This window comes from Edwardsiella ictaluri ATCC 33202, assembly GCF_000264785.1.
GTDB classification, from domain to species: Bacteria; Pseudomonadota; Gammaproteobacteria; order Enterobacterales; family Enterobacteriaceae; genus Edwardsiella; species Edwardsiella ictaluri.
The window spans coordinates 66,938-88,362 of record NZ_AFJI01000081.1; the positions used below are offsets into that span (position 1 = coordinate 66,938).

17 protein-coding genes and 1 riboswitch are annotated in these 21,425 nt (G+C 62.0%); of the genes, 7 read left to right on the top strand and 10 right to left on the bottom strand.

The features are described 5' to 3' along the window. Positions 1-90: 90 nt before the first annotated feature. From thiQ to sgrR, 4 genes are all read right to left on the bottom strand, one after another. Positions 91-804: a thiamine ABC transporter ATP-binding protein ThiQ gene (thiQ, locus tag EIEH_RS12065; protein ID WP_015870119.1), complete on the bottom strand. Its 714-nt coding sequence runs from the start codon at positions 802-804 to the stop codon at positions 91-93. Beyond that, positions 801-2,408, bottom strand: a complete 1,608-nt coding sequence (thiP, locus tag EIEH_RS12070; RefSeq protein WP_015870120.1) for a thiamine/thiamine pyrophosphate ABC transporter permease ThiP — start codon at positions 2,406-2,408, stop codon at positions 801-803. The genes thiQ and thiP overlap by 4 nt, the downstream gene beginning before the upstream one ends. Next, on the bottom strand, positions 2,384-3,379 hold the full coding sequence (gene thiB / locus EIEH_RS12075; RefSeq protein WP_015870121.1) for a thiamine ABC transporter substrate binding subunit: 996 nt from the start codon (positions 3,377-3,379) through the stop codon (positions 2,384-2,386). Before thiB ends, thiP begins: the two co-directional genes overlap by 25 nt. Before the next feature lie 40 nt (positions 3,380-3,419). Next, positions 3,420-3,519, bottom strand: a riboswitch (TPP riboswitch). 65 nt (positions 3,520-3,584) lie between these two features. Continuing rightward, on the bottom strand, positions 3,585-5,240 hold the full coding sequence (gene sgrR / locus EIEH_RS12080; RefSeq protein WP_015870122.1) for an HTH-type transcriptional regulator SgrR: 1,656 nt from the start codon (positions 5,238-5,240) through the stop codon (positions 3,585-3,587). A 333-nt stretch (positions 5,241-5,573) separates the two neighbouring features. Here sgrR and EIEH_RS12085 point away from each other — a divergent pair, with 333 nt between their 5' ends. After that, positions 5,574-7,046 carry a DASS family sodium-coupled anion symporter gene (locus EIEH_RS12085; RefSeq protein ID WP_015870124.1) on the top strand — a complete coding sequence of 491 codons (1,473 nt, stop codon included), beginning with the start codon at positions 5,574-5,576 and terminating at the stop codon, positions 7,044-7,046. 43 nt (positions 7,047-7,089) lie between these two features. Here EIEH_RS12085 and EIEH_RS19965 read toward each other — a convergent pair whose 3' ends face one another. Next, positions 7,090-7,980, bottom strand: a complete 891-nt coding sequence (locus tag EIEH_RS19965) for an ABC transporter ATP-binding protein (RefSeq protein WP_269751116.1) — start codon at positions 7,978-7,980, stop codon at positions 7,090-7,092. Then, the gene (locus EIEH_RS19970) at positions 7,940-8,908 is read right to left on the bottom strand and encodes an ABC transporter transmembrane domain-containing protein (RefSeq protein ID WP_015870126.1); all 969 of its coding nucleotides are present in this window, start codon (positions 8,906-8,908) and stop codon (positions 7,940-7,942) included. Before EIEH_RS19970 ends, EIEH_RS19965 begins: the two co-directional genes overlap by 41 nt. Before the next feature lie 111 nt (positions 8,909-9,019). On the opposite strand from EIEH_RS19970, the gene EIEH_RS12095 reads away from it, so the two are divergent. From EIEH_RS12095 to EIEH_RS19740, 5 genes are all read left to right on the top strand, one after another. Further along, the gene (locus EIEH_RS12095; protein ID WP_015870127.1) at positions 9,020-9,793 is read left to right on the top strand and encodes an ABC transporter ATP-binding protein; all 774 of its coding nucleotides are present in this window, start codon (positions 9,020-9,022) and stop codon (positions 9,791-9,793) included. Next, positions 9,784-10,716, top strand: a complete 933-nt coding sequence (locus tag EIEH_RS12100; RefSeq protein WP_015870128.1) for an iron-siderophore ABC transporter substrate-binding protein — start codon at positions 9,784-9,786, stop codon at positions 10,714-10,716. The genes EIEH_RS12095 and EIEH_RS12100 overlap by 10 nt, the downstream gene beginning before the upstream one ends. Beyond that, complete coding sequence (fhuB, locus tag EIEH_RS12105; protein ID WP_015870129.1) at positions 10,713-12,707, top strand: Fe(3+)-hydroxamate ABC transporter permease FhuB; 1,995 nt, start codon at positions 10,713-10,715, stop codon at positions 12,705-12,707. The genes EIEH_RS12100 and fhuB overlap by 4 nt, the downstream gene beginning before the upstream one ends. 111 nt (positions 12,708-12,818) lie before the next feature. Further along, complete coding sequence (locus EIEH_RS19735; RefSeq protein WP_239642632.1) at positions 12,819-13,745, top strand: TonB-dependent receptor plug domain-containing protein; 927 nt, start codon at positions 12,819-12,821, stop codon at positions 13,743-13,745. Then, positions 13,712-14,983, top strand: a complete 1,272-nt coding sequence (locus EIEH_RS19740; protein ID WP_338107195.1) for a TonB-dependent receptor — start codon at positions 13,712-13,714, stop codon at positions 14,981-14,983. The genes EIEH_RS19735 and EIEH_RS19740 overlap by 34 nt, the downstream gene beginning before the upstream one ends. 39 nt (positions 14,984-15,022) lie before the next feature. On the opposite strand, the gene leuD is transcribed toward EIEH_RS19740, so the two are convergent. Genes leuD through leuA form a run of 4 tightly spaced genes read right to left on the bottom strand, consistent with a single transcriptional unit; the run spans position 15,023 to position 19,724 of the window. Then, entirely contained in the window at positions 15,023-15,625 is a 603-nt protein-coding gene (leuD, locus tag EIEH_RS12115; RefSeq protein ID WP_015870131.1) for a 3-isopropylmalate dehydratase small subunit, read from the bottom strand. Beyond that, positions 15,618-17,033 carry a 3-isopropylmalate dehydratase large subunit gene (gene leuC, locus EIEH_RS12120; protein WP_015870132.1) on the bottom strand — a complete coding sequence of 472 codons (1,416 nt, stop codon included), beginning with the start codon at positions 17,031-17,033 and terminating at the stop codon, positions 15,618-15,620. Before leuC ends, leuD begins: the two co-directional genes overlap by 8 nt. A gap of 2 nt (positions 17,034-17,035) precedes the next feature. Next, complete coding sequence (gene leuB, locus EIEH_RS12125; protein WP_015870133.1) at positions 17,036-18,127, bottom strand: 3-isopropylmalate dehydrogenase; 1,092 nt, start codon at positions 18,125-18,127, stop codon at positions 17,036-17,038. A 16-nt stretch (positions 18,128-18,143) separates the two neighbouring features. Then, positions 18,144-19,724 (bottom strand): 2-isopropylmalate synthase, encoded by a 1,581-nt coding sequence (leuA, locus tag EIEH_RS12130; RefSeq protein ID WP_015870134.1) that lies wholly within the window; start codon positions 19,722-19,724, stop codon positions 18,144-18,146. Between the two features lie 636 nt (positions 19,725-20,360). On the opposite strand from leuA, the gene leuO reads away from it, so the two are divergent. Further along, the gene (gene leuO / locus EIEH_RS12135; protein ID WP_015870135.1) at positions 20,361-21,320 is read left to right on the top strand and encodes a transcriptional regulator LeuO; all 960 of its coding nucleotides are present in this window, start codon (positions 20,361-20,363) and stop codon (positions 21,318-21,320) included. The last annotated feature ends 105 nt before the right edge of the window (positions 21,321-21,425 follow it).

Sequence of the window (21,425 nt, forward strand, 5' to 3'; positions counted from 1 at the left end):
CTGCATTCCGCTATGTGTTGAAAGCCGCAGCGCCGCACACCGTCGGGTTATTGTGCCGGGGATGGCGTTTTCTGTCCAACGCCGGGTGGTCTATTCAGTCAGTCCCAGCACCTCTCGTCCCAACAGACGCGCTGCGGCGACCGACCCCGCCAGCAGGGCGACGGTCGGACCGTCGTATGCGACACACCCATCGTCAATCACCAGGGTTCGCGGTGCGATGCACGCCGCATCGTCCAGGTTGTGCGACACCATCAGCAGGGTCAGCTGCCGCTGGCGGCAGATATCATCCAGCAGCGTGAGCATCTCAGCCCGCAGGGCGGGATCCAGGGCAGAGAAGGGCTCATCCAGCAGTAAAATTGGCTGACGACGCAGCAGGCAGCGCGCCAGCGCGGCCCGCTGACGCTGGCCGCCGGAGAGCTGGCCGGGCAGGCGCGGCAGGTAGTCGAGTATGCCGACCTGTCCGGCTATCTCTTCCAGTTGGCGGCGTTGGTCAGCGTTCAGGCGTAGGGCGGGGTTCAGCCCCAGTCCCAGATTTTGGGCGATGGTCAGGTGGGCGAACAGATTATGCTCCTGGAACAGCATCGATACCGGGCGTTGAGAGGGGGGCGCGCGGTGGCAGTCGATGCCATTGAGGTACAGATTGCCGCTGCTCGGCGCCAGAAATCCAGCGATGAGGCTCAATAGGGTACTTTTCCCTGCGCCGCTCGGGCCGAGGATGGCGATACGTTCGCCGACGGCAGCGTGCAGGCTGAAGCTCAACGTCTGTCGTTGATAGCGGTAGTTCAGATTATCCAGACGGATCATGGCGATTTTCTCCCGGTGGGCAGGCGCTCCAGCAGGCTGAAGAGGGTCAGACAAAACAGCAGCAGCAGCAGGGCGGTGACCGCGCCGTCGGCGCTGCGGTAGGCGCCGAGCTGTTGATAAAGATAAAAGGGCAGGGTGCGGAACTGTTCGCTGCCAAACAGGGCGACGACGCCAAAATCGCCCAGCGAGAGGACGCAGGCAAAGGCCAGCGCCTGCGCCAGCGGGCGGCGCAACGCGCGCAGCTCAATCCAGCGCAGGCGATTGAGGCCGCCGATGCGTAGCGACAGACACAGTGGGTCATAGCGTTCGGCCAGATCGCGCATGGGGTATTCGAGCACCTTCATCGCGTAGGGGATCGCCATCAGCGCGTTGGTCACCATCACTAACAGCCCTGGCGATGTGGGCAGGCCGATCGTGGCGTTGAGCAGCAGGAAAAAACCGGTCGCCAGCACGATGCCCGGCATGGCCAGGATCAGCATGCCGCATAGCTCCATTCCCTGCGCCCGCCAGCGCTGGCCACGCAGGATCAGCTCGCGGCTGCTCCACAGCAGCATCATAGTCAGCGAGACCGTCAGCGCGCCGGCGCCCAGTGCGATATACAGCGAGGTTCCCAGCGCCTGCCACAGGGCCGGCTGTCGCAGGACGCTGCCGAGCGCCTGGTTTAGCCCATCGACGATCACCGCCAGCAGCGGCGGCAGCAGCAGCAGCAGGGCGAGCCCTATCGTCAGCGTATCGCTGAGTTTCAGCCTCAGCGAGTCGCGTGTGTCGCGCCACCGCATACGCCGGGTGTGCCCGACCGGCAGGATGCCGGAAAGCCGTTGGCTGAGCACCACCAGCCCCAGGCAGCATCCCAGCTGTAGCAGGGCCAGCTGAGCAGCGCGCGCCGGGTCATAGTCGTAGCTGAGCGCCTGATAGATGGCCAGTTCGATGGTGGTGGCCTGGGGACCGCCTCCCAGCGAGAGCACCGTGGCAAAGCTGGAAAAGCACAGCATGAAGATCAGTGCCCCGGCGGGCGGCAGCTGGCGGCGCAGGTAAGGCCACTCGACGAAGCGCAGGATCTGGTGGGGCGACATGTCCAGCTGGGCGGCGAGCTGGCGCTGTTCAACCGGGATGGACTCCAGCGCCTGCAGCAGCAGGCGGGTGGCCAGCGGTAGGTTGAAGAACACGTGGGCCAGCAGGATCCCCTGCAGCCCGTAGGGGCTGAAGTGGTAGTCAATGCCCAGCGTCTGGCACAGTAGCGCCAGCCATCCCTGACGGCCATACACGCTCAGCAGCCCGAAGACGGCCACCAGCACCGGCAGCACCAAGGTCATGGCGCACAGGCGCAGCAGCAGCGCCCGCCCGGGAAAGCGGCGGCGGAATAGCGCCAGGGCCAGTGCGATGGCTGGCAGCAGCGACAGCAGCGTCGAGAGCAACGCCTGCCAGAAGCTGAAGCGAACCACATGCCACAGGTAAGCATCCTGCCACATCGCTACCGGCGCACCGGACGGCGCGCTGTGGTACAGCGCACCAAAGGCTAACAACGCAATGCTAAGCAGTAGTGCGGCAGCGAGTAGCCCCGGCCATAGCCAGCGGGGGATCAGCGGCTCAGGGCGCTTTGCCATGCGCGGATCCACTCAGCCCGGTGCTGTGCGACGTCGTCGGCGGTAAAGCTGAGTGTCTTCTGCGGCCTGGGCAGGGCGGCGAAGGCCGGCGGCAGCGGTACCGCTGTCGCCGGATACATCCAGTTGCCGGTCGGGATGGCATTCTGGAACGCCGGGGTGGTAATGAACTGCATAAACTGGTGCGCCAGCGCTGGCTGACGGCTGTGTTTTAGTATCCCGGCCACTTCGACCTGCAGATAGTGACCTTCGTCAAACATCGCGGTGGCATAACGATCATTATGCTCTTCTATGATGTGGTAGGCCGGCGAGGTGGTATAGCTGAGCACCATATCCGCCTCTCCCTTCAGGAATAGGCCGTAGGCCTCGCTCCACCCTTTGGTGACGGTGACGGTTTTTTGCGCCAGCTTCTGCCAGGCGGCCGGCGCCTGATCGCCATACACCTTCTGCATCCATAGCAGCAGGCCAAGCCCCGGGGTGCTGGTGCGCGGGTCCTGATAGATGACGCGCCACTTTTCCGGGCCCTCAACCAGCTGTTTCAGGCTGGAGGGCGGATTTTTAACCTGCTGGCGGTCATAGACAAAGGCGAAATAGCCGTAGTCGTAGGGGACAAAGGTGGCGTCGTGCCAGCCGCCGGGGATCTGCTGTCCGCGGGTGTCTATCTGGCTGGGGCTGAATAGCCCGCTGTGCCGGGCGGCGGTCAGCAGGTTGTTATCCAGCCCCAGCACGAGGTCGGCCGGGCTGTTTTTCCCCTCCATCCGCAGGCGGTTAAGGATAGCGACGCCGTCCTCCAGCGGGACCAGCCTGAGCTCACAGTGGCAGGATTGTTCGAAGGCCTGCTTGATCTTGGGCCCGGGTCCCCAGTCGGCGGCGAAAGAGTCATAGGTGTAGACGGTCAGGACAGGCTTGCCGGCCGCCTGCGCCAGCAGCGAGACCGTCAGTAGGGCCAGAATGGAAAACAGTTTTTTTAACACTTTGCACTCCCTTGGTGGCGGTGGCAAAGGTCTTTGAGCAGCAGCGGGCTCTCTCAAATCCCTCCGCCGGCATTAACCGGATCAGGTTCGACGGGTATGCTCTCAGCCCGGCGATCCGCCGGGCACCCCGTTGAGACGGTGCTTATTGTAAAGAGCGCGTGCGTGATTAGAAAGACGTTTGTTAACGGGAGGCGGCCGGAGGGGGCTACGGTGGGGCAAACCAGGCTGATTTGAAATCAAACCAGCCCAGCGTATTCATCCGTACCCCGCGGATGCTGTGCTGGCCGTGCAGCTTGAGCCAGTGATGAAACAGCGGATGCAACTGATGTCGCTGCACTAACTGCTGACTCCACTCCGCCACCGGCAGGCGCTGTTCACGCCAGCGGCGGGCCTCTCTGGACAGATCCAGCCCGGTGCAATGGCTCAGCAGCGGCAGCTCGAACAGCATGGCAAAAATGGAGAACTCCAGCGGCAGATAAAAGTTGGCGCTGCCCAGCCACAGATCGCTTTCGGCGGCACCGTCGTGCCAGCGGGGATACTCGATCTCCTGCATTTCCAGCGTGACGCCGTGCGCCGCCAGCAGCGGCTGTAGCGCCTGATAGAGGGCGTGGAACTCCGAATGCTCGCTGTAGAAGGTGATACGCAGGTGAGTCAGCTGCGGGGGCTTGGGGCGATCGCTGAGCATCTTGTTGTGGTGCCAGCGCGGCAGCAGGCCATAGGCTGGAGACCAGTAGCGCTGGTGCAGATGGCTGGCATTGTTCAATAGGGCTATGGGGTTGATCGTCTGACACAGCCAGGCGCGCACCGCCGGATCGCGCATCTGTGCGCTGCGCTGGTCGAACAGCATAAAATAGCAGCCCTCCTCCAGGCGACTCTCCAGCTCGTCACCGCCGCTGCCGTCGGCCTGCAGCTGCACGCCGGCGTGAACCAGCGCCTCGGCGATTTCCGGCAGTACCCAGATATTGACCTCATCGATCAGCGCCCGGTAGCCAAAGTAGCCGTCAAAGGCGCGGATCTTCAGCTGGCTTTGCGTATTGCGTACCACCTGATAGGGGCCGGTGCCGACGGGGAGACGGGCAAAGTCGCGCATCTCCTGCCACTCCTGCGGCAGGATCATGGCCGGGACGCTGCCGAGCAGCCAGGGGAGCCAGGCATCCTCCGCCAGCAGATGGATATCGATGACGTGCGGGGTGGGGGAGGCGACCTGCGCGATATGGCGGAACAGCGGCAGCGTGCGCAGGCGCTCCAGCGAGGCGATCACGTCGGCCATCGTCAGCTCGCGCCCGTGGTGAAAGTGGATCGCCGGGCGCAGATAGAAACGCCAGTGCAGCGGGGTCAGCGGCTGCCAGTGGTGGGCCAGATCCGATTCCAGTTCCCCGTTTTCCTCATTTATGCGGGTGAGGCCGCTGAAGATCTGTCGGGCCAGATGGGTCTCCGAGCGGCGTAGCGGCGAGGCGGGCTGTAGCCCGAGCAGCGGGCGGTAATAGAGGATTCGCAGGATATGGCGCCCCTGGCGGAAGCTACGCCCCAGCTGCGCCAGCAGCATCTGGCGCGCGCTGTCGCGATCGCCGACCAGCTGCACCAACTGCTCAAAGTGATCCTGCTCCATCAGCTCTTCGGCGCGCCGCTGCTGCACCTCAAGGGCGCTGCAGAGAAAGGCGAGGCGCGAGCGTTTTCCGCGTCCACTGGCGGCCTTCCAGCTCAACCAGCCTTGCTGCTGCATGGCGTTGAGCAGGGTGCGTACATGGCGACGTGAACAGTTTAGCGCTGCGGCCAACCCGGCTAGCGTGGTATCACAGCCGTTGCCCTGACAGTGTTGCCACAGGCGGATAAATTGATGCTGCAGGCGTGGAGTGGCCATAAATGGGGATCTCTTGTCTGAAAGGCATCTATTTTTCTTTCCCTATATTACGCAGATACTGTCGACAGAGGAAAGAGGGTATCTCTCCGACATCGAAGCGTGTTTCTGAGTAAAGGTGCTTTTCACCGGCCAGCGATCGTCGATCGCTGGTTTTTTCTGTTTTCAGTCGGTTGTGGCGGGAAAACAGGGTACTCTGTGGCGGCGTTGATGTGATAGCGCCCGCGCGGTGCTTCGGCTACGGCGTCGGCGTTCGCGCAGCGCGCGCGACCTGCGCCGGGCCGACGCGGCGTGGGCGGATTCCCACAGAGTAAGAGAAGAAAAGGATGGCACCCTATGGATAAACTGACGCCGTTAAAGCCCCTGCCCGCCCTGATTGCGCTGGCGATTACCCTGACCCTCTGGTTTATTATCCCGGCGCCGGCCGGCGTGAGCGCCAATGCCTGGCAGCTTCTGGCGCTGTTCGTGGGCACCATTGCCGCCATTATCGGTAAAGCGCTGCCCATCGGCGCGGTTTCGGTGGTGGCGATTGCGCTGGTGGCCCTGACCGGGGTGACCGCACCCGGAAAACCGGCGGCGGCGCTGAACGACGCCCTGAGCGGTTTTTCCAATTCGTTGATCTGGCTTATCGGCATTTCAATCATGGTCTCGCAAAGTCTGAACAAGACCGGGCTGGGGGAGCGGATCGGCTACTGGTTTATCGCGCTGTGCGGCAAACGCACGCTGGGTATTGCCTATGGCCTGGCGCTGGCGGAGACCTCTCTGGCGCCGGTAACCCCGAGCAATACCGCCCGCGGCGGCGGGATTATTCACCCGATCATGCGCTCGATCGCCGATAGCTTTGGTTCGTATCCGCAGCCGGGATCGACGGAGAAAATCGGCCGCTATCTGTCGCTGGTCAACTACAACATCAACCCGATCACCTCGGCGATGTTTATCACGGCAACGGCACCCAACCCATTGATTGTAAACCTCATCGCTAAAGGAACCGGCCATGACTTTGAGCTGACCTGGGGCGCCTGGGCGCTGGCGGCGCTGTTGCCGGCGCTACTCTCGCTGTTGCTGATGCCGCTGGTGGTCTACTGGCTTTATCCGCCGCAGATCCGCCATACCCCGGATGCCCCACGCTTTGCCCGCGAACGTCTGCGGGCGCTGGGGCCGATTTCTCTGGCTGAGAAGATCACGCTGGCGGTATTTCTGCTGTTGCTCGTGTTGTGGGCGGATATTCCGGCCTGGCTATTGGGCGATGGCTGGTCGGTCAATGCCACCACGGCAGCCTTTGTCGGCCTGGCCATCCTGCTGTGCAGCGGGGTGCTCAGCTGGGATGACCTGCTGAAGTGCAAAGGGGCGTGGGATACGGTGATGTGGTTCGCCGCGCTGGTGATGATGGCGACCTTCCTCGGCAAGCTGGGGCTGATAGCCTGGCTTTCCCAGAGCGTCAGTGTCCTGATCGATGGCATGGGGATGCACTGGGTCGGCGGTATGCTGCTGTTGACGCTGGTGTATGTCTACGCGCACTACTTCTTTGCCAGCACCACGGCACACATCACCGCCATGTTTGCCGCCTTCTTTGCCGCCGGCCTCGCGCTGGGCGTGCCGCCGGCGCTGTTTGCGCTGGTGCTGGCCTTCTCCTCCTCGCTGATGATGTCGCTGACCCACTACGGCACCGGCACCGCGCCGATTATCTTTGGCTCCGGCTATGTCACGCTCGGGGAGTGGTGGAAGACCGGGTTTATCTTAAGCGCGGTGAACCTGGCGCTGTGGCTCAGCGTCGGCAGCCTGTGGTGGCACTGGCTGGGCTATTGGTGATGTGCTTACCCGCCGCAGGTCTGCGGCGGGCGGCTTTTCCCTATTAGTCGTTGCCAATAAAGCCGCCGGTCTGGTGAGCCCACAGCCGGGCATAGATACCGTTTTGCTGCAGCAGTTCCCGGTGGCTGCCCTGGGCGACTATCCGCCCGTGGTCCATGACGATAAGGCGATCCATGGCGGCGATGGTCGAGAGGCGGTGCGCGATGGCGATAACCGTTTTCCCGGCCATCATCTGCGCCAGATTGTCCTGAATGGCGGCCTCGGCTTCGGAGTCGAGTGCAGAGGTTGCCTCGTCCATGATGAGAATCGGCGCATCCTTGAGCAAGACCCGGGCGATGGCGATACGCTGGCGCTGTCCACCGGACAGCTTGACCCCGCGCTCGCCGACCTGGGTGTCATAACCGCGATTGCCCACATCGTCCGCCAATTGGCTGATAAAGTCATGCGCCTCTGCCCGCCGACAGGCCGCGATCATCTCCGCCTCGCTGGCCTGCGGATTGCCATACATCAGGTTTTCGCGGATGGAGCGGTGCAGCAGGGCGGTATCCTGGGTGATCATGCCTATCTGACGGCGCAAAGAGGTTTGAGTAACCTCCGCGATATTCTGGGCATCAAGGGTAATGCTACCCGATTGCAGGTCATAAAACCGCAGCAGAAGGTGCATTAAACTGGATTTCCCGGCCCCGGAGCGGCCGACAAGAGCGACCTTTTCGCCGGGTCGGATGTGCAGATCCAGCCTATCGAACAGTATCTGCCCCGCGGGATAACCAAAGCATACGGTATTGAAGCGAATCTCGCCGTGCGTCAGGCGCAGCGGCGCAGCCCCCGGTTTATCGGCGACGTCGATGTCGTTGGCGACGGTATGGATGCTGTCGATGACCTGCCCGATGCTTTCAAACAGTGCGCGCACCTCCCACATAATCCACTTGGACATGCCCTGTAGACGCAGGGCAAGACTGATGCCGATGGCGATAACGCGCCTGCTGCTGCCACAGGGCGATAGACAGTGCCGCCAGGGAAAACAGCAGCAGATAGTTGATGACATCCACGCTGAACAGCAGCCCGGTCAGGGTGCGCATCTGACGGTATACCGTGGCCAGATAGCGCTGCATGGCGTGTCGGGCATAGTCGCTTTCGCGCTGATCATGGGAAAACAGTTTGACGGTGGTGATGTGGGTATAGGTGTCCACGATGGTGCCGCTCATCATGGACTGCGCGTTGGCCTGCTCACTGGCGATGCGCCGTAGGCGCGGCAGGAGATGGATCTGAATCAGGGTATAGGTCGCCAGCCACAGCAGTAAGGGGATCAGCAGTAGTGCATCGACGCTGGCGATCATGACCAGCACCGAGAGCAGATACACCAGAATATAGATCAGCAGATCGACCATTTTCATCACCACTTCGCGCACCGATTGGGCACTTTGCATCACCTTTGCCGCCACCCGCCCGGCAAAATCACGCTGAAAAAACGCGATGCTCTGACCGAGGAGATAGCGATGCACCTGCCAACGGACGGCCATGGGGTAGTTTCCCAGAATACTTTGGTGCAGCAGGTTTGAGTGCAGCCAGGCCAGTAAGGGCATGACCACCAGCACCAGAATCGTCATGCCTATCAGGCTGGGGCGTTGATCGGCCCAGAAGGTGGCGCGCTCGGCGTGGCTCAGCAGGTCGACCAGCTCGCCCAGGTAGCGTAACAGTATGACCTCGCAGACGGCGACGGCGGCGCTGAGCAGCGCCATGGCGCAGAGCGGGCGCTCAAAACCGCGGGTGTAGTGGCGGCAGAAACCGAACAGCGTCGCCGGCGGCTTTTGGGGATCCTGTGACGGAAACGGCTCCGTCAGTCGTTCGAACCAATGAAACATGGATAAACCCTGGATGGCACACAGAGTTGCCAAGTGGAAAAGGTGAATATAGAATGCAAATGATAATAAAAAAGGTTATCAATTGGTATTAATTCATCACAAGGGAATGCCATGTTTTCGCTAACCAACCTAGAGGTTGTGCGCGGGGGACGCGAGGTCCTGGTTATCGAACAGTTGACGATCCCAACGGATCGTCTGACGGTAATTCTGGGACATAACGGGTCCGGTAAATCGACGCTGGTCAGCCTGCTGGCCGGCCAGCTGCGCCCCGACGGCGGCCAGATCGCTCTGGATGGGCAGGCGCTGTCATCCCTCTCCGCCGGTGCACTGGCGCGGCGGGTGGCCTTTTTACCGCAGAAGCTGCCCACCAGCGCCGGGCTGACCGTGAGGGAGCTGGTGCGCCTGGGGCGTTTTCCATGGCGTGGCATGCTGGGGCGCTGGCGCCGTGAAGATCGGCAGCTCATCGACGCGGCGATGGCTGAGACCGGGGTGACCCCCTTTGCCGAAACGCTGGTGGATACGCTGTCCGGCGGGGAACGCCAGCGGGCGTGGGTCGCCATGCTGCTGGCGCAGGCCTCGCCGCTACTGATCCTTGATGAACCGACCTCGGCGCTGGATATCCAGCATCAGTACCAACTCATGGCGCTGCTATCGGCGCTGCCGCGCGGTGTCTTGGTCATTCTGCACGACCTGAATCTGGCGCTGCGCTATGCCGATCACGTGATTGCCCTGAAGCAGGGGCGCGTGGCCTTCGCTGGCCCGGCGGCGGCGTTGGCCGACGAGCGGCGCCTGTCCGAGCTGTACCAAACCCCGATCCGCCTGACGGATCACCCGCATCCTGCCCCCGGGGCGCCGCCTCATAAAGTTGCTATCGTATGTGCTTGATTTTTAATTTTATTTTTAGATTTTTTGCGCCGTTGGCGCTGCTGTTCTCCCTGTTTTCACCCAGCGCTCAGGCGCTGACGGTCAGCGACAGCCGCGGTACTCATCAGCTACCGGCCGTGCCGACGAGAGCCGTGGTGCTGGACTGGGATCTGCTGGAGCAGACCATTGAGCTGGGGGTGACGCCGCTGGCTGCCACCGATCTGGACAGCTACCGCGAATGGGTGGCACAGCCGCCGATACCGGCGCAGACGCAGAGCGTCGGCAGCCGTGAAGAGCCGAATCTGGAGCGCATCGCGGCGCTGAAACCCGATGTGATCCTCGCCAGCGAAATGCAGCAGGCGCTGCTGCCGCGCCTGATGCAGATTGCGCCGGTGCTGTATTACACCAATTTTTCCGCCGCGGACGATCACGCCGCGGTGGCGATAGCGCAGTTCCGCCAGCTGGCGCAGGCGTTTGGTCGTGAGGCGATCGCGGAGCAGAAGCTGGCCGCGATGCAGGCCCGCTTTCAGCATTTATCACGGGCGCTGCGCGCGGCGTTTCAGGGCCAGCTCCCCGCCGTCACGGTGATGCGCTTTGCCAGCACGACTTCAACCTACCTGTATACCACTAACTCGATGCCGGTCTATGTCCTGCGCCAGCTGGGGATCTCGCCTGCACTGACGCCGCCGCCGGCGCGCTGGGGGATTGTCCGGCAGCCGATCGCCGGGCTACAGCGGGTCGGCCAAGGCTACGTGCTCTACTTTTTGCCTTTTCATGACGCCGCGCGCCTGGATGCGATGCGGCTATGGCAGGCGATGCCGTTTGTCCGCGGGCAGCGGGTGAGCGCCGTCCGTCCGGTCTGGAGCTATGGCGGCGCGATGTCGTTACAGTATGCCGCAGAGGCGATGGCGGAAAGCCTGATGGCGCTGGCGGCGCAGAAATGAGCGGCGCAGTAAGGCTGGCGGCGCCGCTGCTGCTGTTGACGCTGGCCGTGGCATCGCTGCAGTGGGCGCAGCCGCTGACGCTGCTGCAGCAATGGCAGCTCTTGCTGGCCCCGCAGCAGGCGCAGAGTCTCGATGACATTCTGTGGCTGTACTCGCAGCTACCGCGTCTGGCGATCACGCTGTTGGTGGGGGCAACGCTGGGCCTGGCCGGCAGCGTGATGCAGCAGCTGACCCAGAATGCGCTGATGTCGCCGCTGACGATGGGCACCTCGTCGGGGGCATGGCTGGCATTGGTGCTGCTGGCGGCATTCTGGCCTGGGCAGCAGGCGCAGTGGGGGGCCCTTGCCGCGATGGGGGGCGCTTTGCTGGCCTTTGCCCTGATCGTGCTGATCGCCGGGCTGGACAACATGACCGGCCTGCCGATGGTCATCGCCGGCATGGTGATTAACATTCTGCTCGGTGCGCTGGCATCGGGGGTGCTGCTGCTACAGCACCCCTATGCGCAGAATATCTTCCTGTGGGGCAGCGGCGACTTGGCGCAAAGCGACTGGGGGTGGGTTCGCTGGCTGTTACCCCGCCTGACGCCGGCCCTGCTGCTGCTGCTGTTCGCCCCGCGGGTGCTAGAGCTGCTGCGCCTGGGGCACCAGGGGGCGCAGGCGCGCGGCGTCGCGCTGGTTCCGCTCTTTTTTGCGCTGATGCTGCTGACCATCTGGCTGGTCTCTGCGGCGGTGACGGCCGTCGGGCTGATCGGTTTTATCGGCCTGCTGACGCCCAACATCGTGCGGGCGCTGGGGGTGCGGACGCCGCGGGGCGAGCTGTATGCCAGCCTGCTGGGCGGAGCGCTACTGTTACTGCTGACCGATGCGCTGGCGCAGGGGGTGTCGCTGTGGCTGGGGCAGCTCTTGCCGACCGGCGTGGTGGCTGCCGCTATCGGCGCACCGGCGCTGATCCTGTTCAGTCGGCGTCGCCTGAGCGCGCCGGATGGCCTGGGGGCGCCCCTGATATCGGCCCGCGGGCGGGTTTCGGCGTGGGTCAGCGTGGCGTTGACGGCGCTTGCTGCGTTGGCGTTGCTCGGCTACCTGACCTACCAGCCAGAGGCGGCGGGCTGGCCCTTTGCCTGGCCACAGGCGTATCAGTGGGCGCTGCGCTGGCCGCGGGCGCTGGCAGCGTTGAGCTGCGGCGGGGCGTTGGCGCTGGCCGGCGTGCTGTTACAGCGTCTGATGTATAACCCGTTGGCCAGCCCCGATCTGCTGGGCGTCTCCTCCGGTGCCACGCTGACGCTGGTCTTGGCGATGCTGTGGTGTGGCCAGACGCTGACGGCCTTACAGCAGTGGGGCGTCGGCCTGGCGGGCAGCCTGGCGGTACTGGCGGCATTGATGGCGCTGGGGCGTCGCCAGCGTTACGCCCCGGCCAGTGTGATCCTGAGCGGTATCGCGCTGACGGCGTTGCTGCAGGCGTTGGTGCAGTTTTGCCTGGCGCAGGGAGGCCAGGACAGCTACCGCATTTTGCAGTGGCTGGCGGGCTCCACCTACCGGGTGACGGCCGCGCAGGCGCTGCTGCTCTCTGCGCTGACGGCGCTGCTGCTGCTGTTGGCGCTGTTTGTATCGCGCGCCCTGACGCTGCTCTCCATTGGTCGCGCCTTTTCCCAGGCCCGCGGATTGAACGGCGCTGGGGCCGCGGCGCTGCTGTTGGTGCTGGTGGCGCTGCTGTGCGCCATTGCGACGGCGGCGATAGGCCCGGTGGCCTTTGTCGGCCTGATGGCGCCGCACCTGGCGCAGATGCTGGGCGCGCGGACGGCCAGGGCGCAGATGGGGCTGGCCGCGTTGCTGGGGGCCGCGACGCTGCTGTGGGCAGACTGGTTGGGGCAGGTCTTACTGTACCCCCGTGCGATGGCAGCCGGGACGCTGGTCGCCATCGTCGGGGCCGCCTATTTCCTGCTGCTGCTGATCGCTGGCCGCCTGACGCGCCGTCGTCTTCAGCGCGTCGCGTAGCGGTACGATCCGCGGTGCGAACCCACGCAGAGAGCACGGAATTTTGGCTTATTTTTACGTAATGGTTGTAAAAATCATTTTTATTTTTGTTTTATTTACATAAGGGAAATTATGTCATCACTGCGTTTATCCCACATGGGCGTGGGGCTGTTGGGCGCAATCTCGCTAGGCTGCACGTCTGCTGCGATGGCGGAGGAGAGCGCCCGCCCGGCGGATGAGATCACGGTCAGCGGCTCGCAGGTCGCGCTGGGCGACAGCTATGAGGGCGGGCAGGTCGCGCGCACCGGGCGGCTGGGCATGCTGGGCAACAGTGATTTTATGGATGCCCCCTTTATCCTGACCAGCTACACCTCGGCGCTGATTGAGCAGCAGCAGGCGGCCAGCGTGGCCGATGTGTTACAAAACGATCCCACCGTGCGGGTGGCCAAGGGATTCGGTAACTTCCAAGAGCTGTATATGATCCGCGGTTTCCCGGTGTACTCCGATGATATGACCCTGAACGGGGTCTACGGGATTTTACCGCGTCAGTTTGTCGCCGCCGAAATGCTGGAGCGGGTTGAAGTGCTGCGCGGTGCCAATACCTTCCTGAACGGCGCGGCGCCCGGCGGCAGCGCCGTCGGGGGGATGGTGAACCTGGTGCCGAAGCGGGCGGGTCATACACCGTTGACGCGGGTCACCGGCGGTGTGCAGGGGGATGGCCAGGGCTACGCGGCGTTGGATGTGGCCCGGCGCTTCGGTGACGATGAGGCCAACGGCGTTCGGGTTAATCTGGTCGGACGGGATGGTAAGAGCGCGGTCGCCCGAGAGAAACAGCGCCTCGGCGCGCTATCCGTCGGTTTCGATCATCGCCGTGACCGGCTGCAGCTGTCGGCGGACATCGGCTATCAGGATCACCATATCGATGCGCCGCGCCCCAGCGTTACGCCGGGGGGGCCACGCTGCCTGCAGCGCCGTCGGCCAGTAAAAACTATGCCCAGGACTGGACCTATGCCGATGAGAAGCAGCTGTTTGGCGTCGTGCGCGGTGAGTATTTACTGAACGACAACACCCGTGTCTGGCTGGGGGCGGGGGCGCGGCAGGGTAAAGAGCATAACCTGCTGGCTAACCCCACGGCCGATGGCGATGGGGGGCTCTCGGCCTTCCTGTTCGAAAACGTCAGGCAGGATAACGTGTTGTCTGCTGATGTCGGTGTACGTCACGATCTGATCACCGGCAGCATCAATCATACGCTGACGCTTTCTGCGGCGGCGTATCAGCTGCGTTCAAAGAACGCTTGGGCCATGTCGTCCACGTTCAGTGGTTTTGGGACGCTGAATGATATGTGGTCGGTTGCCCGCCCGGAGGCAACTTTCTTTGGCGGATCGCTCAGCGATGCGCGGGAGACGGAGCGTAACAGCAGCCACAGTGTGGCGCTGGCTGATACCCTGGGCATGCTGGAGGATAAGATTAAGCTGACGCTCGGCGGCCGCTGGCAGCGTCTGGAAACCCGTTCTTATGACTATGATAGCGGCGCCCTCAGCGCTCGCTATGGGAAAAACGCCCTGACGCCTTTCGTCGGTGCGCTATATCAGCCCTCTCTGGAGGTGGCGCTGTTCGCCAACTACGCCGAGGCGCTGCTGCCCAGCGGGGTGGCGCCGGCAACCAGCAATGGCGTCACGGTAAGCAATGCCGGCCAGGTCTTTGCGCCGTTCCGCGCCCAGCAGATCGAGGCGGGGGCCAAGTATGACAATGGCATGTTTGGGGCATCAGTCAGCCTGTTCCAGATTACCCGCCCGGAGTTTCGCCTGGACGGTACCACCTATACCGATAATGGCGAACAGCGTAACCGCGGGATTGAGCTGACATTGTTTGGTAAACCCCATGAGCGCGTCACGATGCTGGGGGGCGTAACGCTGCTGGATGCCCGGCAGCAAAAGAGCTCGCCCGGCGGTCAGGACGGGAAGCGGGCGATAGGCGTACCGGCGGTTCAGGCAAACCTGAACCTGGGGTGGGAGACGCCGTTTATCGACGGACTGGCGCTGGAGGGGCGCGCGGTCTATACCGCCTCACAGTATGCGGATGCCGCCAATACCCTGTCTATTCCGGCGTGGGTACGCGTCGATCTGGGGGCACGCTATGCGCTGAAGCTCGACGGTCATGACGTGACGCTGCGCGCGCGGGTCGAGAACCTGAGCGATAAGCGCTACTGGTCGTCCGTCGGCGGTTATCCGGGCAGTAACTATCTGGTGCAGGGCAACCCGCGCACCGTTATCGTCTCTGCCAGCTACGACTTCTAACCCAACGGCGGCCGGGTGATGCCCGTGCCGCCGCGGTCGTTAACGCAGAAACGCGGGTCGACGCGCTTCGTAGTCGTCGATCGCCGACGCATGCCGCAGCGTCAGGCCAATGCTGTCCAGGCCGTGGATGAGACAGTGGCGGCGGAACGGGTCCAGCGTAAAGGTATAGCGCGTGTCGCCCGCCTGCAGCGTCTGCTGCTCTACGTCCACGCTAAATGCGATGCCGGGCGATGCGCTGACCAGGGTAAACAGCGCCGCTATCTGTGCCTCGTCGAGGATAATGGGCAGCAGCTGGCTGTTAAACGCATTGCCGTAAAAGATATCGGCAAAGCTGGGGGCGATAACCACACGGAAGCCGTAGTCGGTCAGCGCCCAGGGCGCGTGCTCACGCGATGAACCACAGCCAAAGTTTTCCCGCGCCAGCAGAATACTGCCCTGCTGGAACGGGGGTTGATTCAGGACGAACGCCGGGTTGGGCCGCTCCCCAGCCTCGTCCAGAAAGCGCCAGTCGTGAAACAGGTGGCGGCCAAATCCGCTGCGTGTCACCTTCTGCAGAAACTGCTTGGGAATAATGGCATCGGTGTCCACGTTGGCGGCGTCCAGCGGGACGACGATACCGGTATGGCGGGTGAACTCAGTCATGGGCAGGCTCCTGAAACTGACGAATATCGGCAAAGTGGCCGCAGACGGCGGCGGCGGCGGCCATGGCCGGGCTGACCAGATGAGTACGCCCGCCGCGCCCCTGGCGTCCTTCAAAATTGCGGTTGCTGGTTGAAGCGCAGCGTTCACCGCTGCCCAGGCGGTCATTATTCATCGCCAGGCACATGGAGCAGCCCGGCAGGCGCCATTCAAAGCCGGCCTCGGTAAAGATTTTATCCAGCCCTTCGGCCTCGGCCTGCGCCTTGACGGGCCCTGAGCCGGGAACCACCATGGCCTGCACGCCCGGCGCGACCCGGCGCCCGCGGGCGACGGCGGCGGCGGCCCGCAGATCCTCAATGCGGGAGTTGGTACAGGAACCGATAAAGACCCGATCGATGGCGACGTCGCTCATGCGCGTCCCCGGCTGCAGATCCATATAGGCCAGCGCCTTGTGGGCCGAGGCGCGGGCGATGGGGTCGGACAGCGACGCCGGCGAGGGAATGGGCGTATCGATGGCGATAACCTGGCCGGGGTTAGTCCCCCAGGTGACCTGAGGGGCAATGTCATCGGCCTGCAGGGTCACGGTGCGATCGTAGCGCGCATCCGCATCAGAGCGCAGAGTGCGCCAATGGTCGACGGCCTGCTGCCACTGTGCGCCCTGTGGGGCAAACGGCCTCCCCTGAAGATAGGCGAATGTCGTCTCGTCCGGCGCGATCAGGCCGGCCTTGGCACCCAGCTCGATAGCCATGTTGCACAGCGTCATGCGCCCTTCCATGGACAGCGCCTCCACCGCCGGGCCGCAAAACTCCACCACATATCCGGTGCCGCCGGCGTGGCCGAGGTGCCCGATGACCGCCAGCACGATGTCCTTGGCGCTGATCCCCTCGGCGCATCTCCCCTGGATGACGACCTGCATCGTACGGGCGCGGTCCTGCTTCAGCGTTTGGGTCGCCAGCACATGTTCTACCTCTGAGGTGCCGATACCGAAGGCCAGAGCGCCGAAGGCGCCGTGGGTGGCGGTATGGGAGTCGCCGCAGACGATGGTGCTCCCCGGCAGGGTCATGCCTTGCTCCGGGCCGATAACGTGGACGATCCCTTGGTGAGGGTGGTGCAGATCGTACAGCTGGACGCCGAACTCACGGCAGTTAGCCATCAGGGTTTCCATCTGAACCCGGGCCATCTCGCCGCAGGCGTGGATGTCGCGACTCTGGGTGGAGACATTGTGATCCATGGTGGCAAAGGTATGCTCCGGCCGACGTACCCGGCGCCTCTGGGCGCGCAGCCCGTCGAAGGCCTGCGGTGAGGTGACCTCATGCACCAGGTGACGATCGATATACAGCAGCGGGGTTTCGCCGGGCGTCTGATGGACGATATGGGCGTCATACAGCTTTTGATACAGTGTCTTGCCCATGCTCAGGCCTCCTGTGTAATCAGTCGGGCGATGGCGTCACCCATTTCGTCGGTGGAGACCGCCGGCGCACCGGCTGCCAGATCCGCGGTCTTAATGCCTTGGGTCAGCGCCTGGTTGACGGCGCGCTCAATCGCCGCCGCGGCGGTCTCGGCGGACAGGCTGTGGCGCAGCAGCAGCGCCAGCGATAGGATCTGGGCTATCGGGTTGGCCAGATTCTGACCGGCGATGTCCGGCGCCGAGCCGCCCGCCGGCTCATACAGGCCGAATCCCTGCTCATTCAGGCTGGCGGAGGGCAGCATCCCCATGGAGCCGGTCAGCATGGCGCACTCGTCGGAGAGAATATCGCCGAAGAGGTTGCTGCACAGCAGCACGTCAAACTGGGCGGGATCTTTGATCAGCTGCATGGTGGCGTTGTCGATATACATATGGTTCAACGTCACTAAGGGATAGTCCTGCGCTATCTCGCTGACCACCTCGCGCCACAGCAGTGAGCTTTGCAATACATTGGCCTTGTCGATGGAGGTCACCCGCGCGCGGCGGGAGGCTGCGGCCTCAAAGGCCAGGCGGGCAATGCGCTCGATCTCAAAGCGGTAGTAGACTTCAGTGTCGAAGGCGCGCTGATGCATGCCCTGTCCCTCACGCCCTTTGGGCTGGCCGAAGTAGATACCGCCGGTCAGTTCGCGGACGCACAGAATGTCGAAGCCGCGGGTGGCGATATCGGTGCGCAGTGGGCACAGGGACTCCAGCCCTGGGTAGAGCCGCGCCGGTCTCAGATTGCTGAATAACTTGAAGTGCTTGCGCAGCGGCAGCAGGGCGCCCCGTTCCGGTTGACTGGCCGGCGGCAGGTGCTCCCAGCGCGGCCCGCCGACGGAGCCGAACAGAATCGCATCGGCCTGCTCGCAGCCGCGTAGTGTGGCTTCTGGCAGAGGGGTGCCGTGGCGATCGATGGCGATACCGCCGATGTCGTATTCGCTGGTGGTGATACGCAGCCCAAAACGGCTGCGCACGGCGTCCATGACCTTATTGGCCTGCGCCATGATTTCCGGGCCGATGCCGTCGCCGGGCAGTACGGCAATGTGATGGGGGTGGCTCATAGTAACAGGGCTTCCTTTAATGGGTAGATGACGTTGATATTGACGGAACGGGCGAGTGCAGCCGCTGGCGTTCCTGCTCGACCTGACGGGCGCGCCAGATATGGTTCAGCACATGGATCAGCGCCTGGGCGGAAGACTCGACGATATCGGTCGTCAGTCCCACGCCGTGAAAACGTCGGCCTTGATGTTCGGCGACGATGTCCACCTGACCCAGGGCATCACGCCCCTGTCCTTTGGCCGATAGCTGATACTTCACGATATCGACCGAGATGTCGGTGATGCGACTGATGGCCTGATAGACCGCGTCGACCGGTCCGTTGCCGGTCGCGGCCTCGGCACGGGTTTCAGCCCCGCAGATCAGTCGCACGGAAGCGGTGGCCATGACGCTGCTGCCGGACTGTACGCTGAAGTATTCCAGACGGAAATGGTCCGCCTCTTCCTGCTGGCGATCGATAAAGGCCAGCGCCTCCAGGTCGTAGTCAAACACCTGACCTTTTTTATCGGCCAGGCGTAAAAAGGCCTGGTACAGACGCTCCAGATCAAAGTCGTTGCCCTCGCAGTAGCCCATCTCCTCCATGCGGTGTTTAACCGCGGCGCGCCCGGAGCGGGAGGTCAGGTTCAGCTGTGTCTGCGGCAGGCCGATGGACTCCGGCGTCATGATTTCGTAGTTTTCACGGTTTTTCAGCACCCCGTCCTGGTGAATCCCCGAGGAGTGGGCAAAGGCATTGGCGCCGACCACCGCCTTATTGGCCGGTATCGGCATATTGCACAGCTGACTGACCAGCTGGCTGGTGCGGTAGATCTCCTGGTGGCGAATGCCGGTGTGCACCCGCAGCAGATCCTGGCGGGTACGGATCGCCATGATCACCTCCTCCAGCGCACAGTTACCGGCGCGTTCGCCGATGCCGTTCAGGGTTCCTTCCACCTGGCGTGCCCCGGACTGGATGGCGCTGATTGAGTTGGCGCAGGCCATACCCAGGTCATCGTGGCAGTGTACGGAGATAACGGCCTTATCGATATTGGGCACCCGTTCAAACAGGGTGTGGATAATGCCGCCGAACTGATAAGGGGTGGTATAGCCCACCGTATCCGGAATGTTGACGGTCTTGGCGCCGGCGTCGATGGCGGCTTCGACGATGCGGCACAGGTTATCGATGGGGGTGCGTCCGGCATCTTCGCAGGAGAATTCGACGTCGTCGGTGTAGCGGCGGGCGCGCAGAATCGCGTGTCGGGCCATCGCGATGGCGTCATCGAATGAGCGGCGCAGCTTGGACTCCAGATGCAGGGTGGAGGTGGCCAGAAAGGTGTGAATGCGGAAGGCGTCGGCCGCGCGTAGCGCCTCGGCCGCGGCATCGATATCGGCATCGACACAGCGGGCCAGCGCACACACCCGGCTCTGCTTTACCCGTTGGGCAATGGCGCGTACCGAAGCGAAGTCGCCGGGGGAGGAGATGGGGAACCCCACCTCCATCACATCGACGCCCATACGCTCCAGTGCCAGGGCTATCTGCAGTTTTTCCTTCACGCTCAGGCTGGCCTGCAGGGCCTGCTCTCCGTCGCGCAGCGTTGTATCGAAAATAATTACCTGTTGCTTCATCGTTCCATTCCTCGGCGTCGTTCCCTGTGTGATGCGCTGCGCGGTATTTTGCTAAAAAAAAACCCGCGCTATTGCGCGGGCTTGTGGAGTCTGTGGGTGAATTCTAGCGGTAACCTCCACCCATACGCCATCCGCGCAGTGCCTCTGCGAGAATAATAAGTAGTAGGTTCTGGCGTATGAACATCATGGGCGTATCCGTCATATAATCACCGTTGGTTATAAAGTGATACTGGATAGTTTTTAGTTTGTCAACAGGCAATGACGTATAGCGTGGTAGCAATCAGCGCTGCAGCTCGATAGTATATATTGAATAAATTGTCTAAATTAATATTATCTATTGCTTGAGGTTTTTAACTACCCCGAAAAGGGTAAGTTGAGTGATGGGTGTTTAAAAGAATGGGATTGGCTTATATTATTATTTTTAAATATTTAATATAACTTCTTTAAAAATTAAGCACAGCTACATTATTAATCTGTAAAATATTTATGCTGTAAGGCATTGTGCCTATTTCTTTTATGTCACGAATCTATATTTATAAATTTATATAATGAATTTTTGTTTTTGATAATTTTAGAGAATGTATTTACCGACTGTCAACGCTGACAGGATCAGGCTAAACACGCAGGGAGGTTATAATGACAGAACGGCATGAACATCCGATGATACCGGCGGAGTCCCAAAGCAGCGCGGAAAATAACCTGCGCAACGTCGATCTTAACCTGCTGACGGTCTTTGATGCCGTAATGCAGGTGCAGAGTATTACCCGTGCGGCACGATCTCTGAATATGACGCAGCCAGCGGTGAGCAATGCGGTGGCGCGTTTAAAACTGATGTTTAACGATGAGCTGTTTATGCGCTATGGGCGCGGTATTCGCCCGACCAATCGTGCCTATCAGCTGTTTGGGCCGGTACGCCAGGCGCTGCAGATTGTGCGCAATGAGTTGCCTGGAGCCCGATTTAAACCGGAAAGCAGCGAGCGAGTATTTAATATTGCGATTACCAGCCCACTGGATATATTGCTGACAGCGAAGCTGTTACAGCAGATAAAGCAGTATGCGCTACATGTTCAGGTGAGCTTCGACTCACTGGTCAACGAACATATAACGCGGAAGTTACGCTATCAGGAAAGCGATTTTCTTATCGACTATCAGGATATCAGCGGCGATGAGTTTTGTTGTGAAGCGCTGTTTGATGATGAGTTTGTACTGGCGGTCGCCGGACAGCATCCGCGTATCGGTGATACGTGCTCACTGCGCGGACTATTGTTGGAGTCTCATGCGGTGGTCAGTATTAATCAGTTTTCCAGCGTTAGCCGCTTTTTTTATGCCCATTCGGATCTGATCCGCCAAATAGCCTATCAGGGTACGGACTTAAGCAGCGTATTAAGCATGGTCTCTAAAACTGATATGGTTGCCATCGCGCCGCGCTGGATGGTGGAACAATATGCCGCCTACTTGCAGCTTCGGGCCGTAACGCTGCTGGATCTGGAGAGTCGGCGGACCTGTTTTTTCAACTGGCATCGGGCCTCTGAGCGTGATAGCGCCCACGTATGGCTGCGTCAGCAGCTGAGTGAGTTTGCCCAGCAGGGACGTTAAGGCGAGGCGGCAGCTGTTATAGCTGCCGATGTCCGATTATGCAGGGGATTATTTCACTCGTCCGATGGTCTGTTCAAAGGGTTGGCGGGTGAGAATATAGTGAAA

Excerpts from the sequence above, each read along its gene's own strand:
- fhuB (WP_015870129.1), top strand. The coding sequence starts at position 10,713 with ATGAGCGGCGCAGTAAGGCTGGCGGCGCCGCTGCTGCTGTTGACGCTG.
- EIEH_RS12085 (WP_015870124.1), top strand. The coding sequence starts at position 5,574 with ATGGATAAACTGACGCCGTTAAAGCCCCTGCCCGCCCTGATTGCGCTG.
- thiP (WP_015870120.1), bottom strand. The coding sequence starts at position 2,408 with ATGGCAAAGCGCCCTGAGCCGCTGATCCCCCGCTGGCTATGGCCGGGG.
- sgrR (WP_015870122.1), bottom strand. The coding sequence starts at position 5,240 with ATGGCCACTCCACGCCTGCAGCATCAATTTATCCGCCTGTGGCAACAC.
- EIEH_RS12100 (WP_015870128.1), top strand. The coding sequence starts at position 9,784 with ATGTGCTTGATTTTTAATTTTATTTTTAGATTTTTTGCGCCGTTGGCG.
- EIEH_RS12095 (WP_015870127.1), top strand. The coding sequence starts at position 9,020 with ATGTTTTCGCTAACCAACCTAGAGGTTGTGCGCGGGGGACGCGAGGTC.
- leuO (WP_015870135.1), top strand. The coding sequence starts at position 20,361 with ATGACAGAACGGCATGAACATCCGATGATACCGGCGGAGTCCCAAAGC.
- EIEH_RS19965 (WP_269751116.1), bottom strand. The coding sequence starts at position 7,980 with ATGTCCAAGTGGATTATGTGGGAGGTGCGCGCACTGTTTGAAAGCATC.
- leuA (WP_015870134.1), bottom strand. The coding sequence starts at position 19,724 with ATGAAGCAACAGGTAATTATTTTCGATACAACGCTGCGCGACGGAGAG.
- leuD (WP_015870131.1), bottom strand. The coding sequence starts at position 15,625 with ATGACTGAGTTCACCCGCCATACCGGTATCGTCGTCCCGCTGGACGCC.
- leuC (WP_015870132.1), bottom strand. The coding sequence starts at position 17,033 with ATGGGCAAGACACTGTATCAAAAGCTGTATGACGCCCATATCGTCCAT.
- EIEH_RS19735 (WP_239642632.1), top strand. The coding sequence starts at position 12,819 with ATGTCATCACTGCGTTTATCCCACATGGGCGTGGGGCTGTTGGGCGCA.
- EIEH_RS19970 (WP_015870126.1), bottom strand. The coding sequence starts at position 8,908 with ATGTTTCATTGGTTCGAACGACTGACGGAGCCGTTTCCGTCACAGGAT.
- leuB (WP_015870133.1), bottom strand. The coding sequence starts at position 18,127 with ATGAGCCACCCCCATCACATTGCCGTACTGCCCGGCGACGGCATCGGC.
- thiQ (WP_015870119.1), bottom strand. The coding sequence starts at position 804 with ATGATCCGTCTGGATAATCTGAACTACCGCTATCAACGACAGACGTTG.